Below are 15,726 nucleotides of genomic sequence, written 5' to 3' on the forward strand. Positions count from 1 at the left end.
CGTGCCCGGATCAAGTGATACGCACCTTGAAATGATGGACGTCTTCAAAACCCCACCCTTTCACCGGCTTTCACCACAAAAAACCACAACTAACCACTTTTTCCCACTTCTGCACACTATAGAAATACGGAAAACACAATGCAAGCGCCGCCGGGGACGACGGACACATGAAAGTTTCTTTAATGACAACAAGTTACAGAGGATTAATCGGGGAGGATCGGAGTCAGGAAAAAAGAAAAACAACCAAATCAATTACCTGCAGCAAATTCTGCAGGCTGGAAGTGAACTCTAAGATTATTTGGCTATAAAAGGTCGCGATCAGGAACGATCAGAATTAATCATTAACGAAAGGTAAAATCGAGCTCGCCGATAAGCCGGGTTCTGTCGTGGACAGTCATTCATCTAGGACCTGCGTCGCCACAGGCCTCAAGCAACCTACCCGAGTCCAGCGCGGGCCACGCCATTGGACTCCTATTTGGTCTTGCTCCAGGTGGGGTTTACCATCGCCGTGAACTGTTGCCAGTCACGCGGTGCGCTCTTACCGCACCATTTCACCCTTACCGGCACCCGAAGGTGCTTAGGCGGTTTGCTTTCTGCTGCACTTTCCGTCGGCTCGCGCCGCCCAGGCGTTACCTGGCACCTTGCCCTCTGGAGCCCGGACTTTCCTCCCCCAGTAAACTGGCGGCGACTGTCTGGCGAGCTCAGCGCAGACGATACGCCGCAGCAGGCGTCGACGCAAGCACAATCGCCTACCGAACAGCGATTACCGGCCCGACTTGAATGCCAGCGCCCGCTGGTACAATTCATTGCGGGACAATCCGGTTAACTCAGCGCCAATCTTCGCCGCCTGCTTTACCGGCAACTCCGCCACCAACAACGACAACATCCTGTCCACATCCAGTCCCGCGGCTTGCTGCGCCCGCGACGGCGCACCCCGCACCATGACCACAAACTCTCCCCGACTGGCGTTACCATCGTCGGCCAGCACCGCCATCAGCTCTGCTGCGGTTCCTGAATAGAAAGTTTCAAACGTCTTGGTCAGTTCCCGTGCAATCACCACCTCCCGATTGTCACCCATTTCACCGGCAATATCCGCGATCATATCCCGAATGCGGTGGGGAGATTCGTAGAACACCAAGGTCGCAGTTTCTTGCGCAAGCGCTTGCAACGCGGCTCGACGTGCGCCGCTTTTTGCGGGCACGAATCCCGCGAACAAAAAGCGATCGGTAGGCAATCCCGCAGCACTCAGTGCCGCAACCAGGGCGCAAGCACCCGGCACCGGCACCACACGCACGCCGCGCGCCCGGGCTTCACGCACCACCACAAAACCGGGATCGGAAATCAACGGCGTGCCGGCATCGGACACCAGCGCCGCGCTTTCACCAGCCTCAATTCGTCGCAACAGTGCATCGGCGCGATTACGCTCATTATGCTCGTGTAGCGAGATCATCGGTTTCTGGATACCCAGGTGCTGCAACAGCCGGCCGCTGTGCCTCGTATCCTCGGCGGCGATCACATCCACCTCCGTCAACACTCGGCAAGCCCGCTCAGTGATATCATCCAGATTGCCGATGGGCGTCGCCACGATATACAGCACACCCACCTGCGAGCCTTCTCGCGTCGATTCCAAGCCCACGCCTTACCTCTCAATTAACGATTCGAATGACGCCAACGTCATGTGAATTACCGTTGGAGCTGATAAACTTGCCGGTTCAGGACATTCCCAGCATGATGACGCCATAATAATGGCGCCACAAGCCTAACCCTCTGGAGCTGTGCGAGCCAGACATGATGAATATTCCGTTGAAGACGCCGTTGCTGGCCGTAGTGACCGCAACCTTGCTAGCCACCGGTTGCAGCGCAATCAACCTGAAAAGCCACTCCCCCGCCACAGCGGCGGAAGCGGTCTCTCTGGCTGCCAGCGAATCAGACCAGGAACTCGCCCAAACTTACCTGCTCAGGAGTGCGGATTCCTTTCAGCAAGCGGGAAACCACGATGCAGCCCGGCGCATCCTGACCAGCGCCCCGCTGTCTGCGCCGTTACCGGAGCTACGCAATCAACACCTGCTCCTGGCCATGGCCAGCGCCACAGCCCTGGACGACCACAGTTGGGCAGACACACTGACCCAAGCGCTGCCGGAAGATCAGTTCCTTAACTACGGCCCAGGCCTGGCGGCACGGGCTGGCGAGCTCCAGGCCAACACCTTCCAGCTCGCCGGCAAGCCGCTGAGCGCCGCCAATACGCTGATGCGGATGGTGGACAATGAGGTTGTCGCAGACCTTCAAAGCGCCCACAACCAAATTTGGCAAGCCCTCAGAGCTCTATCGGACGAATCGCTGACACAAGAGTCCCAACGCGCCATTGGCTACTCCAGCCAGGGCTGGCTTGAGCTTGCCGCAATCATGAGGCAGCCGGACGCCGAACTGGACGAACAAGGCCGCAGCATCCGCAACTGGCAGCAAAACTGGGCCAGCCACCCCGCCGCCGGCCAGCTGCCCGAGGAACTGCAACTCATCGCCATGCTGGTTCAGGAGCGGCCAGAGAAAATCGCTCTGGCGCTGCCTCTCAGTGGCGATCTCGCCAGCGCAGGCGCAGCCATCCGCGACGGGTTTCTCGCCGCCTACTATGACGATGAGTCCGCTCGTAATTTCAACATCGATATCAGCGTCTTGGACACCAATGCCAAACCCTTCGCGGATCAGTACCAGGACCTCGCCGCCAGCTACGACCTGATCGTGGGTCCGCTACAAAAATCGTCAGTCGCCGAACTTGCCCAGCAAGACAGCCTCCCGACCCCTGTGCTAGCCCTGAACTACCTGCCAGAGGAGCTCTCAGCCCCGCTGGGCATGTACCAGTTTGGCTTGGCCGCAGAAGACGAGGCACGACAGATCGCTCTCCGCCTCAACCAGGAGCAACTCCATCAGGCCCTGGTGCTGATCCCCACCGGAGATTGGGGCGACCGTTTCGAACACGCCCTGCGACAGGCAATATCGGCACATGACGGCAATGCCCTCAACACCATTCGCTTTCTGCCTTCGGAAAATTTCCGGGCAGTAACTGCCGATCTGCTTAGCATTACCGAGTCCCGACAGCGAGCCATCGATGTGGAGCGCACCATTGGCCTCAACGTGGAATTTGAGCCCCGCCGGCGCCAGGATGCCGATGCCATCGTCATGGTGGCGCCGCCCACCATCGCCCGCCAATTCAAGCCGCTGTTCGCGTTTTACTTCGCCGGCGATCTTCCGGTGTATTCACCATCGTTAGTGTTCCAGGGCACGCCGGATCCGTCCCGGGACCGGGATCTGAACCAGGTCCGGTTCACCGACACCCCCTGGGTGCTGGCCGAGCATAACGCCTTCCGCGACCAGGCGACGGCCGCTTTTGATCACATTGGCGGACAATTGGGCCGATTGTTCGCGATGGGGGCGGATGCCTATAAACTGAGCACCAGGCTGCCGCTACTGAAAAATGTCCAGGGCGCCAGCATTGAGGGCCAGACCGGGACATTGACCATGGCTGCCGACGGCAGCATTCACCGGGCCCAGCTGTGGGCACAGTTCGTTAACGGCGCTCCCAAGCTGCTACCCGCGCTGCCCCACGCTGAAAGTACCGAGCAAGTGCCGGAATAGCCTGCACACCCGCGCACCACACGCTGATTGACAGCGCCAAGGATGGCATGAACACCAAACGAGCGACCGGACAGCAAGCGGAGGACGTTGCCGCCCGCTACCTGCAGCGACGGGGAGTCCGAATTACTTGCCGCAACGTTTACAACCGGGGCGGCGAAATTGACTTGATTGGCATGGACGGCAACACGCTGGTGTTTTTCGAAGTGCGCTACCGCGGCCACGGCAGCATGACGGGCGCCGCGGAGTCCATCAGCTATCGAAAGCAGCAACGGATCCTGCGTGCAGCGAATTACTACCTCCACCGTCATGGACTGTGGAATGCGGATGCCCGGATCGATGTCGTTGCCGTTTCGCCAGGAACCATAAAACGCTTTAACATTCAATGGATTAAAAACGCGATACAGAGCCCAGCATGAGCGATGCAGTGAACTTGATTAACCAGTGGTTTGCCAGCCACATGGAACACACGGCAATGGCGGCCAGCCATACGAGTGAAGCCATTGCGAATTCCGCCGATGCAGTTGTCGAAGCGCTACTGGCCGACGGCAAAGTCATCACCTGCGCCAATGGTAACGCCAACATACTCGCCCAGTATTTTTGCACCGCCCTGCTCAACCGCTTCGACCAGGATCGACCAGCGCTGCCCGCCATTAATTTAGGGGCGGACGCCACCACCTTCTCCGCCATCTGCCGGGATAACCGGTTCAACGACACCTTTTCGCGTCAGGTGCGCGCCATTGGCAAACCCCACGACCTGCTGATGGTGTTCGTCAATGATGGACACAAGGCCAATCTCATCCAGGCCATCCAGGCAGCTCATGACCGGGAGATGCGGGTAGTCGTTTTCAGCGCCAAGGAGAAGACCGACATCACCTCGCTGCTGCACCCTGAAGATCACGAAATCGCCTTGCACAACCTCTCTGCCAACGAGGCCAGCCCGCTGATGATGATCATGCTCAATGCCCTGTGCGGGCTCATTGATCACAAGCTGTTTGGAGGCTAAAACGCCATAAAAAAACCAGCGTTTGCTGGTTTTTTTATGGCTGGGAGTCGGTGATCACTTCACCACTTTCAAGGTTGGCCTTCCATTGGGGCGATCTGACGCCGCGCCACCGCTCTCCTTTCCGGAATCATCTGGATCCGGGGAGCCCGGTTCGCTACCGAACACCATCCCTTCACCATTTTCCTTGGCGTAGATTGCCATCACCGCCTGCAATGGAATGAAGACCTGCATAGGCACCCCACCAAAGCGGGCGCTGAATTCCAGAGCCGAGTTTCCAATTACAAGCCCCTTGACGGCCGCAGGACTGATATTAAGCACTATCTGGCCGTTAGCCACATGCTCCGAAGGCACCTGCACACCCTGAATGCTCGCATCGACAACGATGTACGGAGTACATTCGTTATCCAGAATCCACTCGTTAAAGGCCCTTACCAAGTAAGGCCGACTGGACATCATGTGAATCGCGCTCTCAGTCACTCGTTTCTCCCGGCTTTCGGCTACACCACCGCATCAGCTGCGAATATCTTCTTCCAGATCGGACAAACTGGCCTTGAAACCTTCACGGCTGAAAATTTTATCCATGTACTTCTGGATAGGCTTAGCCTGTTTGTCGGACAGGTCGATGCCCAGAGCCGGCAATCGCCAGAGGATCGGCGCAATGCAGCAATCCACAATGGTGAATTCCTCTGACATGAAGAACGGCATCTCACCAAACAACGGCGCGGCCGCCAGCAGGCTTTCACGCAGCTCTTTGCGTGCCGTATCCGAGGCCTTGCCAGTAGGCTGCGCCAATATTTGGTCAACCAGGCCACACCAGTCTCTCTGGATTCGATGAATCATCAAGCGACTGTTGGCCCGCGCAACGGGATAGACCGGAAGCAACGGAGGGTGCGGGAAACGCTCATCAAGGTATTCCATCATGATATTTGGCTCGAACAGCACCAGATCACGATCGACCAAGGTCGGCAGCGCATTATACGGATTCAGGTCCGCCAATTCCTCGAGCGGGTTATCCGGATCTACATCCACGATGTCCACTGTCACACCCTTCTCAGCCAGGACGATCCGCACCCGATGACTGTAATGACTTGAGGGGTCAGAGAAAAACGTCATTGATGACCGCTTGGTCACAACGCCCATAGAGCTACCTCACCTTTAAACAAACCTAGTGGTTCCACAAACGCAAAAATCCAGCGGGCCGAATCTGACCCGCTGGACGTTTAGCGCTGGAATTATACCCGATTTCTTAGTGTACGTCTTTCCAGTACTCGCGATTGAGCAAGTAGGCAAACACAAAGAAGATCGCAATAAAGATCAGCACATAGATACCCAGACGCTCACGCTCGACCTTGACCGGGTCACCCATATAGGACAGGAAGTTGGTCAGGTCGTAAGCCGCGCGATCAAACTCGACAGACGTCATACTGCCTTCGATCGCCCACTGGGTGCATGCTTCGCCGCCGCGAACGTTTCCGCTCAGCGGATCAACGCTGGCAGATTCGCCGATGGTTGGCTTAACCGCACACAGCCCTTGCAGGTCAACCAGAACGTGGGGCATACCGACGTTCGAGAAAACCACGTTATTCACGCCCAAAGGACGACTCTCATCCTTGTAGAAGCCGCGAAGGTAGGAATAGATCCAACTTTCGCCGCGCAGGCGCGATTCCAGGGTCAAATCCGGCGGCGCATTACCGAACCAGCCTGCGGCCATACCTTTGTCCATGGAAATCTTCATCAGCTCTCCAATCTTGGCGCCGGTGAAGATCAGATTCTCCTCGTACAGATCGACCGGGATGCCGATATCGTCAGCAACCCGCTTGTATCGAGCGTACTCCAGAGAGTGACAACCCATGCAGTAGTTGGTGAACAAGGCCGCACCGCGCTGCAGCGACGCTTCGTTGGTGTGGTCCGGCTCCATCGGATCCAGCGGTACGGAGCCGCCGGCTGCCAGCCCAAGTGCCGGCAGGACTGTCATGAAAAGACCAACAATCAGCTTTCTCATTATCATGACACCCTCTCTGGTACTGGCTTGGTTTTCTCCATTCGTGTGTAAAACGGCATGAGAATGAAGAACAGGAAGTACAGGGTAGTCAGCAATTGCGCAACAGCTGTGCGGCCCGGCGTAGCTGGGACAATACCCAGATAACCAAGTACCACAAAACTGACCACAAAGATCGCCAATGCGATTTTGCTCAGCCAACCCTTGTAACGGATGGAGCGGACCGGGCTACGATCGAGCCAGGGCAGCACAAACAGGATTGCAATCGCCGCCCCCATCACCACAACACCCCAGAACTTCGCGGACAAACCGAACAGGTCTACCGTAACCGCCCGCAGCATCGCGTAGAACGGGGTGAAGTACCACACCGGTGCAATGTGTTCCGGCGTCTTGAGGCTATTGGCAGGCTCGAAGTTTGGCTTCTCCAGGAACAGGCCACCCATTTCCGGGAAGTAGAACACCACGGCACAGAACACGAACAGGAAGACACCAACACCCAGCATGTCATGAATGGTGTAGTACGGATGGAACGGGATACCGTCTTTGGGGATGCCGTTTTCGTCCTTCACCTTCTTGATGTCGACGCCCTGTGGGTTATTGGAACCCACTTCGTGCAGCGCCAACAGGTGCAACACAACCAGGCCCAGCAGCACAATTGGCAGTGCCACAACGTGGAGTGCGAAGAAACGGTTCAGAGTGATGCCGGAAATCAGGTAATCACCGCGAATCCACAGCGAAAGGTCATCACCAATGACCGGAATGGCACCGAACAGGTTAACGATAACCTGCGCACCCCAGTAGGACATCTGACCCCAAGGCAGCAGGTAGCCCATGAACGCCTCTGCCATCAGCACCAGGTAGATCAACATGCCGAAGATCCAGATCAATTCCCGCGGCTTCTGGTAGGAGCCGTACATGATTCCCCGGAACATGTGCAGGTACACGACGACAAAAAACGCCGACGCACCGGTGGAGTGCAGGTAACGCAACAACCACCCCCATTCGACATCGCGCATGATGTACTCGACGGAGGCAAACGCGCCCTCTGCCGAGGGGTTGTAGCTCATGGTGAGCCAGATACCGGTCAACAGCTGGTTGACCAGCACCAGCATCGCCAGCGAGCCAAAGAAATACCAGACGTTAAAGTTCTTTGGCGCGTAGTACTTACTCATATGCTTTTCGTAGGCTTCTACGATCGGCAAACGAGCGTCGATCCACTCAATAAGTTTTTGCATCACGCGGTCTCCGGATCAAGACCGACGGTAATCGTCGAGTCGTCATCATAACGATAGGGCGGAACTTCCAAGTTCAGCGGAGCCGGCTGATTCTTGAAGACCCGGCCGGACAAATCGTACCTGGAACCGTGACAGGGGCAGAACATGCCACCCAGCCACTCTGCCCCCAGGTCTTCAGGAGCAACTTCCGGACGGTAGGACGGAACGCACCCGAGATGGGTGCAAATGCCGACCAACACCACCAGCTCTGGCTTCAGGGATCGGGCATTGCCGCCGATGTATGCTGGCTGCTGAGAGGGCTCTTCAGAAGCCGGATCCTTGACCCGCTCGTTCATGCTCTCGAGGTTATCGATCATTTCCTGGGTGCGACGGATTAGCCACACGGGCTTGCCACGCCATTCCACAGTAATCTGTTGCCCAGGTTCCAGCTTGCCAACATTGACGGTGACCGGCGCACCGGCAGCCTCCGCTTTGGCACTGGGATTCCAGGACGCCACGAAAGGAACAGCCGCACCGACGGCGCCGACACCACCCACCACCGATGTTGCACCGATCAGGAACCGGCGCCGGCCTTGGCTCACGTCGCCATTACTCATTATGGTTTTCTCCCATCAGGCGAGGCGCGCCACGTCAAATCGACCGACACGCTTCGAAAAGGACTTCAAGACCCAAAATTATAAGCGCACAAATGGTAATGAAATTGCCCCAGCCTTACAAGTCGGAAAGGCACTCCAGCCAAGGCATGACGCGCCTTGCACCCCATCAACCATCCGCCCTGAAACGAAAAAACCCCAGCACCAGGCCGGGGTTTTTTTGGCAGATCTGCAATCCAGCGAAATTAACGCTTGGAGAATTGCGGACGCTTACGCGCCTTGCGCAGACCCACTTTCTTACGCTCAACCTTACGAGCATCACGAGTCACGTAGCCGGCCTTACGCAGAGCCGGACGCAGAGTCTCGTCGTAGTCCATCAGCGCACGGGTCAGACCGTGACGAATGGCGCCCGCCTGACCACTGATACCACCACCCTTCACGGTGATAGAGATATCAAAGCGGTCAATGGACTCGGAAACCACCAGCGGTTGACGCACGATCATCCGCAGCGTTTCGCGACCGAAAAATTCTTCAATGGAACGACCATTGATGGAGATGTTACCGCTTCCCGGCTTGATGAACACCCGAGCCGTGGATGTCTTGCGGCGACCAGTACCGTAATTTTGTGCTACAGACATATCCGCCTTCCGTTAAATGTCGAGTTCTTTGGGCTGCTGGGCTGCATGAGGGTGCTCAGCGCCGGCATAGACTTTCAGCTTCTTGAACATGGCGCGCCCCAGAGGCCCTTTAGGCAGCATGCCTTTCACGGACTTCTGAATGATTTGCTCAGGCGCCTTGTCGACCAGCTTCTCGAAATTGATGGACTTGATTCCACCCGGAAAGCCGGTGTGACTGTAGTACATCTTGTCAGATGCCTTACGACCTGTCACCCGCACCTGGCTGGCATTGATAACCACAATATAATCACCAGTATCGACGTGAGGGGTGTACTCAGGCTTATGCTTGCCCCGCAGACGACGGGCGATCTCGGTAGACAGACGACCCAGCGTCTTGCCGGCTGCGTCTACAACGTACCAGTCACGCGTTACTGTTTCTGGTTTCGCACTCAGAGTCTTCATTGATTCCGCCTTGAACGCTATAAAAGAAACGTTAAAAGCCCCCAGTTAACCGGAATTGACCGATCCACTGACAACTTTCGACCTAATGTTTATGCGGCAAGGACATCATTCGGGGCTGAGATAATGCCATCGCCTTGAAAAGCCAGGGCGCGAATTATATCCGAACTGCCCGACAAAGCAAACCCCACCGAACTCGCTTTGTCGCGTTCGTTAGGACCAGCGGTACAAACGACGGGTATTGGCCAACAAAGCCTCACCCAGTTGCGGCGAAGTTTCGGCTCTAAGTTCCGACAATTCTTCAAAAATGCCGGGCAGACGTACCGGCGAATTGTCGCCTTGGGCCACACCCGCTGGGGGCATGTCCGGGGCGTCGGTTTCCAGAACCAGGGACGCCAGCGGCAGTCGGGCGATGGCGTTGCGGGTCTTTGAGGCTCTGGAGTAAGTGATTACTCCCCCCACCCCAATATAGCAGCCGAGATCAACCAGCCTGACCGCCTGCTCGTAACTGCCCGCAAAGCCGTGTACCAACACCGGTACTGCCACCTGCTGGCGGCGCAAAACCGACGCCACCTCATCATGACACCTGACCGAGTGGACCACCAATGGCAGATCCAGCTCGATCGCCAGGGCAACCTGACGCTCGAACCACTCCATCTGATCGGCCAGGGGCCCACGCAAGCGGTCGAGCCCGCATTCACCAACGCCAACACAGCGCGGATCACGCTGCCTTAGCCGGTCACGCAACTCATCCAGATCGTCAACATGGTGCTCCGTAACAAACCAGGGATGGATACCCAGGCAGTAGAACACTTCCGAAAATTGCCGAGCCTGGTCAACAACCCGATCCCAGTCGGCCCGGCGTACACCTGGCACCACCAGTCGGGAAATTCCCGCTCGCCCCGCCTCGGCCAAAACAGCCGGGCGGCGACCATCAAACTGGGGAAAATCGAAGTGGCAGTGGGCGTCGATCAGCTCCATCACGGCCCCGCAATCAGTGTTCCCGGGTCTTGTGGAAGCGAACCTCCGGGTAACGCTCCTCGGCTAACTGAAGGTTTACCATGGTGGGCGCGATATAGGCCAACCGATCGCTGCCATCCAGCGAAAGGAAGTCATTGGCTTTGCGCTCGAATTCATCCAGCTTCTTGGCATCGTCGCTCGTGACCCAGCGCGCGGTAGCCACATTGATCGGCTCGTACACCGCCTCAACCTTGTACTCGCTCTTGAGGCGAGCCACCACCACATCAAACTGCAGAACCCCGACCGCGCCGACAATCAGATCGTTGTTCTTCATCGGTCGGAACACCTGCACAGCCCCCTCTTCCGACAGTTGAACCAGACCCTTTTGCAGCTGCTTGGCCTTCAGCGGATCCTTAAGACGGATTCGACGGAACAGTTCCGGTGCGAAATTGGGAATGCCGCTGAACTTCATGTCTTCGCCGGCGGTGAAGGTATCCCCCAGCTGGATGGTGCCATGATTGTGGAGACCGATGATATCACCGGCATAGGCCTCTTCAGCGTGGGCACGGTCGCCCGCCATAAACGTCAGCGCGTCGGCGAAGCGCACATCCTTACTGATGCGCACATGACGAGCCTTCATACCCTGTGAGTAACGCCCGGATACGATACGCAAAAATGCGACCCTGTCCCTATGCTGTGGATCCATGTTGGCCTGGATCTTGAACACAAAGCCTGAGAAACCCTGTTCAACCGGCTCCACCCTTCGCAGGTCTGTCTCCCGCGCCTGAGGCGTGGGCGCCCACTCGACCAGACCATCCAGCATGTGGTCGACCCCAAAATTGCCCAAGGCGGTGCCAAAGAACACCGGCGTCAGCCTGCCCGCCAGGAACTCGTCCAGGTCGAATTCGTGGGATGCCCCTTTTACCAATTCCACTTCATCGCGGAGGTCTGCCGCGAACGACCCCAACACTTCATCCAACTCAGAACTGTCCAGACCACGGATCACCCGCTTCTCCTGAATGGTGTGGCCCTGCCCGCTCTGGTACAAAACGACCTCATCGCGCAGAAGGTGGTACACCCCCTTGAAGCCCTTTCCCATGCCGATGGGCCAGGTGATCGGCGCGCAGGCGATGTTGAGCACGTTTTCCACTTCATCCATCAATTCGATGGGGTCCCTGGTATCCCGGTCCAGCTTGTTCATGAAGGTCAGGATTGGCGTGTCCCGCAACCGGGTAACTTCCATCAATTTGATGGTACGCTCCTCCACCCCTTTGGCACTGTCGATCACCATGAGACAGGAGTCCACCGCGGTCAGGGTCCGGTAGGTGTCCTCCGAGAAGTCCTCGTGCCCCGGCGTATCCAGCAGGTTGACCAGGCGGCCGCCGTAGGGGAACTGCATGACCGAGGTAGTCACGGAAATACCCCGTTCCTTCTCCATTTCCATCCAGTCCGACTTGGCGTGCTGTCCCGACTTCTTACCCTTGACGGTCCCAGCCTTCTGCAACGCCTGCCCGAAAAGCAGCACCTTTTCGGTAATGGTGGTTTTACCGGCGTCCGGGTGCGAAATGATCGCAAAGGTACGGCGGTTGGCAACTTCTTGAGCAAGGGTAGACATAGTGGGCAAAAAACCTGATTCGGAGAATGATGGACAAGCACGCAAACAAACGAACGCTATTATAAATTCTGATGGCGACGGACGCGACTCCGCACTTTCTTTCCGTGGAAGGGATCGCCCCCAACAAGGCGCATTTGCAGGCCGACGCGGCTAACTGGCTGCAAGGGTCAGCTTCATGACCTTGGCATTCTCACGGCCCTGGACGGCAGGATAATACCCGGGCCGCTCACCAATCTCCTGAAAACCTTCACTGGCGTACAGGCCGATAGCGTTGAGGTTACTCACCCGAACCTCCAGTAACACCATCGCCATGCCGTCGTGGGCGGCGCAGGCCGCGATGTGGCGCAACAGCCATCGCCCTGCACCTCGCCGCCTCTGGTTCGGTGCGATACAGATATTAAGTAGATGAGCTTCGTCGACTTGGTAGCAAACCACCGCGTAACCGGCCAATGCATCACCATCCAGCAATAGCCAGAGCCTGTAGTTGGGGAGCAGGCAGCTCTGGAAGGTACTCTCCGTCCAGGGATGGGAATAGCTTCGACGCTCCATATCCAGCACCGCCGGGAAGTCGGAGTCCTCCATTGGCCGCACTCGAAGCCCCGAAGCCTGACTGCATTGGTAAAGGTCCAAATTCATCACCGATGCGCAAACAGCGGTTTCAACATGTCCCATAAAGCCCGCTTGGCGACCGGGTCGGTAGACAAGGCCGCCAATGAGCCCGGCGCATCGACAACGACGCGCCCCCAGAGTTCTTGAATCATCGTTTCACGATCCTCGGCGGCCAACGGCATCAAGACGCCGAGCAGTATCACGTGCTTGCCTGCATGCGACTCTAACTGACCCTTAACCACGGAAATCAGGGTCTTGCGGTCGCCGCCGGGCGCCAAAGGATTGTTGAATACCGGCCACTGGACACGAAAACTGTTGGAGGAAGACTGATCGATTGCTTTGAGGATATTCTGCGCCAAGGCGGCCTGCAGCTGAAAGCTGGCGTCGTCAGACAGCTCGCTGACCAACAGCACGTCCTCGCCAACCCAGAACCCCCAGTTCGCGCGCACAGCGATAGACGGTTCCGGGGCGGCCACTGCCGCCTTTTCCTCAGCGGCCACAGCTTCTGATGGCGCCGGAGAATGCGAGGGTTCAACTGAGGCTACCGGAGCCCGTTCTTCTGTACGGGCCGGCGCCTCACCGTTCATAAGGCCCTGTAACGCTGCCAGCTTGCCCGCGCGATCGGCACGATCAGTCTCACGCGGCGAGGGCAGAACTGCGTTAAGAGGGGCCGGGCTAGCTGACGCCCGCTCGGCAAAGTCGAACTCCGGGCTCGGGGCAGCACCCGGCAGCGGACTGCGCGCATACCACATGCGCACCCCGAACTGGCCAAGATAAAACTGCCGTGACGCTTCGTTCAGACTTGCGCTCAAGCCAGGCCACCCCAGCTAAAAAACCTCAGCATCAAACGTCACCGCCCTGCGGATGCTGCCGAGTACCGCCACGGCTAATCAGATTCAGGGCCTCTACATAGGCCTTCGCCGACGCGATGATGATATCCGTGTCGGCACCGACGCCGTTCACAATTCGACCGCCCCGCTCCAGTCTCACCGTTACTTCACCCTGGGCATCGGTGCCACTGGTGATGTTGTTCACCGAATATAGTTGCAGATTGCACCCGGATTCCACCAGCGATTCGATCGCCTTGAAGGTAGCGTCCACCGGGCCGCTACCCTCGGACTCAACCGTATGCTCCTTGCCGTCGACTTTCAGCGTCAACGTTGCCTTCGGAACAACCCCTGTCTCCGAGCATACCTGTAGGCAAACCAAGTCAAACCGGCCTTCCTCTTCGCTTTGCCGGGTATCGCTGGCAATTGCCTGAAGGTCTTCATCGAAGATTTCGTGTTTCAGATCGGCCAGCGCCTTGAAGCGGGTAAAGGCCTCGTTCAACTCGGACTCGGTATCAAACTGGATGCCCAGCTCAAGCAGCCGGGTTCGGAACGCATTGCGACCGGAGTGCTTGCCCAACACCAGGCTGTTGGTATGCCAGCCCACGTCCTGTGCCCGCATGATTTCGTAGGTTTCTCGATGCTTTAACACCCCATCCTGATGGATACCGGACTCATGGGCAAAGGCGTTGGCACCAACGATCGCCTTGTTGGGCTGTACCGGGAAGCCGGTTATGGTGGAGACCAGTCGCGACGCCGTCACGATGTGCTGGGTCTCAATCCGGGTATCCACGTTGAACAGATCCTGACGGGTACGCACCGCCATGACAATCTCTTCCAAAGAGGCATTACCGGCTCGTTCACCCAAGCCGTTGATGGTGCATTCCACCTGGCGAGCGCCGTGGGACACTGCCGCCAGAGAATTGGCGACCGCCAAGCCGAGGTCGTTGTGGCAATGCACCGAGAAAATGGCTTTGTCCGCATTAGGAATACGGTTCAGTAACTGCTGAATGGTGGCGCCAAATTGCTCCGGGATGGCGTAACCGACGGTATCGGGAATGTTGATGGTGGTTGCACCAGCGTCGATAGCCGCTTCGATAATCCGACAGAGAAAATCCAGCTCCGAACGGCCAGCATCCTCGCAGGAGAATTCGACGTCATCAACGTGACCCCGAGCCCGTTTAACAGCCCTAACGGCTTGCTCTATTACCTCACCAGGCTCCATTTGCAGCTTGTGCTTCATATGGATCGGCGAGGTGGCAATGAAGGTGTGGATACGCCCCCTGGCCGCCGGGCGAATGGCTTCGGCGGCTCGGTCGATATCCTTGTCCAGAGCACGGGACAGGCTGCACACCGTCGACTCCTTGATCGTTTCCGCAATGCTCTTCACCGCCTCAAAATCGCCTTGACTGGCAATGGCGAAGCCGGCTTCGATGACATCGACCCGTAGTTTTTCCAGGATTTTTGCAATTCGAAGCTTTTCCGCCTTGGTCATAGTCGCACCGGGACTCTGCTCTCCGTCCCTCAAGGTGGTATCGAAAATGACCAGATGATCGTTTGCGGACATGGCGTTCTCCATCAGAAACTTTTGGGCATAGTTTTGGGGCGAGTATATCACTGAAACGGAAGGCCGGTGGTGATGGAGATCGGCCTGGCGATGGAAGAGCATGGCCTGTATCGATAGGGACATGGTACATATCGATAGGGACATGGTACATATCGATAGGAGCATGGTACATATCGATAGGAGCATGGTACATATCGATAGAAGCATGGTTCAGCTGCGATGACCTGTATCGTTCAGGTCATCGGCCCCCTGGTACCGTCGTGGCCACGACCAGAGATGTAGACGGATTGCTTAGAGCCAAGCACGGGCTGGATCCGCCAGAGCGGCGCCCTGCAACGACGACCCGGGGCACCCCGACACAGAGTGCCCGTCCTTGCCCGGGCGGGGCCCGCTCTAAATTTTCCGGCGCCAAACGTAAAAACCCCAGCATCGTAGGATGCTGGGGTTTGGTATTAAGAGCCTGACGATGACCTACATTGCTCAGGCCTGGCGGCCTTCGGCCCTGCGGGCCCGTCGTCGCGCCGCTCCGACGTCCTGCGCCTGCCGCTGGCAGGCTGGTCGCATGGAGCCGGGGTAGTGACAGAGACCCACGTATCCAAAATAAAAAAGCCC

At 57.4% G+C, this 15,726-nt stretch carries 16 protein-coding genes and 1 other RNA gene; 3 read left to right on the forward strand and 14 right to left on the reverse strand.

What is annotated here, in order from left to right; all coding sequences use genetic code 11:
- Window positions 1-354: 354 nt before the first annotated feature.
- Both rnpB and rsmI read right to left on the reverse strand, forming a co-directional pair.
- Window positions 355-704: RNase P RNA component class A (rnpB, locus tag N6L25_RS16135), an RNA gene on the reverse strand.
- Between the two features lie 59 nt (window positions 705-763).
- Window positions 764-1,630, reverse strand: coding sequence for a 16S rRNA (cytidine(1402)-2'-O)-methyltransferase (gene rsmI, locus N6L25_RS16140; RefSeq protein ID WP_271982323.1), 867 nt, complete (start codon window positions 1,628-1,630; stop codon window positions 764-766).
- A gap of 158 nt (window positions 1,631-1,788) precedes the next feature.
- Between rsmI and N6L25_RS16145 the strand changes: the two genes are divergently transcribed.
- The 3 genes from N6L25_RS16145 to N6L25_RS16155 are packed head-to-tail and all read left to right on the forward strand — an operon-like array spanning window position 1,789 to window position 4,633.
- Window positions 1,789-3,630 carry a penicillin-binding protein activator gene (locus tag N6L25_RS16145; RefSeq protein WP_271982325.1) on the forward strand — a complete coding sequence of 614 codons (1,842 nt, stop codon included), beginning with the start codon at window positions 1,789-1,791 and terminating at the stop codon, window positions 3,628-3,630.
- Window positions 3,631-3,677: 47 nt separating this feature from the next.
- Window positions 3,678-4,046, forward strand: coding sequence for a YraN family protein (locus tag N6L25_RS16150; protein ID WP_271982328.1), 369 nt, complete (start codon window positions 3,678-3,680; stop codon window positions 4,044-4,046).
- On the forward strand, window positions 4,043-4,633 hold the full coding sequence (locus N6L25_RS16155) for a D-sedoheptulose-7-phosphate isomerase (protein ID WP_271982330.1): 591 nt from the start codon (window positions 4,043-4,045) through the stop codon (window positions 4,631-4,633). The genes N6L25_RS16150 and N6L25_RS16155 overlap by 4 nt, the downstream gene beginning before the upstream one ends.
- A 54-nt stretch (window positions 4,634-4,687) precedes the next feature.
- Here the strand turns inward: N6L25_RS16155 and N6L25_RS16160 are convergent, their stop codons facing one another.
- From N6L25_RS16160 to N6L25_RS16215, 12 genes are all read right to left on the reverse strand, one after another.
- The gene (locus tag N6L25_RS16160; RefSeq protein ID WP_271982369.1) at window positions 4,688-5,089 is read right to left on the reverse strand and encodes a ClpXP protease specificity-enhancing factor; all 402 of its coding nucleotides are present in this window, start codon (window positions 5,087-5,089) and stop codon (window positions 4,688-4,690) included.
- Window positions 5,090-5,143: 54 nt separating this feature from the next.
- A complete protein-coding gene (locus N6L25_RS16165; protein ID WP_271982333.1) occupies window positions 5,144-5,773 on the reverse strand; it encodes a glutathione S-transferase N-terminal domain-containing protein in 630 nt (209 codons plus the stop codon).
- Between the two features lie 106 nt (window positions 5,774-5,879).
- Window positions 5,880-6,635 (reverse strand): cytochrome c1, encoded by a 756-nt coding sequence (locus N6L25_RS16170; protein WP_271982336.1) that lies wholly within the window; start codon window positions 6,633-6,635, stop codon window positions 5,880-5,882.
- A gap of 2 nt (window positions 6,636-6,637) precedes the next feature.
- On the reverse strand, window positions 6,638-7,867 hold the full coding sequence (locus N6L25_RS16175; RefSeq protein WP_271982339.1) for a cytochrome b: 1,230 nt from the start codon (window positions 7,865-7,867) through the stop codon (window positions 6,638-6,640).
- On the reverse strand, window positions 7,867-8,463 hold the full coding sequence (gene petA, locus N6L25_RS16180) for a ubiquinol-cytochrome c reductase iron-sulfur subunit (RefSeq protein WP_271982342.1): 597 nt from the start codon (window positions 8,461-8,463) through the stop codon (window positions 7,867-7,869). Before petA ends, N6L25_RS16175 begins: the two co-directional genes overlap by 1 nt.
- 242 nt (window positions 8,464-8,705) lie before the next feature.
- Complete coding sequence (rpsI, locus tag N6L25_RS16185) at window positions 8,706-9,098, reverse strand: 30S ribosomal protein S9 (protein WP_271982344.1); 393 nt, start codon at window positions 9,096-9,098, stop codon at window positions 8,706-8,708.
- A 12-nt stretch (window positions 9,099-9,110) separates the two neighbouring features.
- A complete protein-coding gene (gene rplM, locus N6L25_RS16190) occupies window positions 9,111-9,539 on the reverse strand; it encodes a 50S ribosomal protein L13 (RefSeq protein WP_271982347.1) in 429 nt (142 codons plus the stop codon).
- Window positions 9,540-9,749: 210 nt separating this feature from the next.
- A complete protein-coding gene (locus tag N6L25_RS16195) occupies window positions 9,750-10,517 on the reverse strand; it encodes a TatD family hydrolase (protein WP_271982350.1) in 768 nt (255 codons plus the stop codon).
- A 13-nt stretch (window positions 10,518-10,530) separates the two neighbouring features.
- Window positions 10,531-12,111: a peptide chain release factor 3 gene (gene prfC, locus N6L25_RS16200; protein ID WP_271982353.1), complete on the reverse strand. Its 1,581-nt coding sequence runs from the start codon at window positions 12,109-12,111 to the stop codon at window positions 10,531-10,533.
- Between the two features lie 150 nt (window positions 12,112-12,261).
- Window positions 12,262-12,693, reverse strand: a complete 432-nt coding sequence (gene rimI, locus N6L25_RS16205) for a ribosomal protein S18-alanine N-acetyltransferase (protein WP_271982355.1) — start codon at window positions 12,691-12,693, stop codon at window positions 12,262-12,264.
- 53 nt (window positions 12,694-12,746) lie between these two features.
- Complete coding sequence (locus N6L25_RS16210) at window positions 12,747-13,532, reverse strand: hypothetical protein (RefSeq protein ID WP_271982358.1); 786 nt, start codon at window positions 13,530-13,532, stop codon at window positions 12,747-12,749.
- Window positions 13,533-13,563: 31 nt separating this feature from the next.
- Window positions 13,564-15,114, reverse strand: a complete 1,551-nt coding sequence (locus N6L25_RS16215) for a 2-isopropylmalate synthase (protein WP_271982360.1) — start codon at window positions 15,112-15,114, stop codon at window positions 13,564-13,566.
- Between the last annotated feature and the right edge of the window lie 612 nt (window positions 15,115-15,726).

Origin of the sequence: Marinobacter sp. SS21, from assembly GCF_028369065.1 — a bacterium.
Taxonomy (GTDB): Bacteria; Pseudomonadota; Gammaproteobacteria; order Pseudomonadales; family Oleiphilaceae; genus Marinobacter.

Excerpts from the sequence above, each read along its gene's own strand:
- N6L25_RS16145 (WP_271982325.1), top strand. The coding sequence starts at position 1,789 with ATGATGAATATTCCGTTGAAGACGCCGTTGCTGGCCGTAGTGACCGCA.
- N6L25_RS16150 (WP_271982328.1), top strand. The coding sequence starts at position 3,678 with ATGAACACCAAACGAGCGACCGGACAGCAAGCGGAGGACGTTGCCGCC.
- N6L25_RS16155 (WP_271982330.1), top strand. The coding sequence starts at position 4,043 with ATGAGCGATGCAGTGAACTTGATTAACCAGTGGTTTGCCAGCCACATG.
- N6L25_RS16160 (WP_271982369.1), bottom strand. The coding sequence starts at position 5,089 with ATGATGTCCAGTCGGCCTTACTTGGTAAGGGCCTTTAACGAGTGGATT.
- N6L25_RS16165 (WP_271982333.1), bottom strand. The coding sequence starts at position 5,773 with ATGGGCGTTGTGACCAAGCGGTCATCAATGACGTTTTTCTCTGACCCC.
- N6L25_RS16170 (WP_271982336.1), bottom strand. The coding sequence starts at position 6,635 with ATGAGAAAGCTGATTGTTGGTCTTTTCATGACAGTCCTGCCGGCACTT.
- N6L25_RS16175 (WP_271982339.1), bottom strand. The coding sequence starts at position 7,867 with ATGCAAAAACTTATTGAGTGGATCGACGCTCGTTTGCCGATCGTAGAA.
- petA (WP_271982342.1), bottom strand. The coding sequence starts at position 8,463 with ATGAGTAATGGCGACGTGAGCCAAGGCCGGCGCCGGTTCCTGATCGGT.
- rpsI (WP_271982344.1), bottom strand. The coding sequence starts at position 9,098 with ATGTCTGTAGCACAAAATTACGGTACTGGTCGCCGCAAGACATCCACG.
- rplM (WP_271982347.1), bottom strand. The coding sequence starts at position 9,539 with ATGAAGACTCTGAGTGCGAAACCAGAAACAGTAACGCGTGACTGGTAC.
- N6L25_RS16195 (WP_271982350.1), bottom strand. The coding sequence starts at position 10,517 with ATGGAGCTGATCGACGCCCACTGCCACTTCGATTTTCCCCAGTTTGAT.
- prfC (WP_271982353.1), bottom strand. The coding sequence starts at position 12,111 with ATGTCTACCCTTGCTCAAGAAGTTGCCAACCGCCGTACCTTTGCGATC.
- rimI (WP_271982355.1), bottom strand. The coding sequence starts at position 12,693 with ATGGAGGACTCCGACTTCCCGGCGGTGCTGGATATGGAGCGTCGAAGC.
- N6L25_RS16215 (WP_271982360.1), bottom strand. The coding sequence starts at position 15,114 with ATGTCCGCAAACGATCATCTGGTCATTTTCGATACCACCTTGAGGGAC.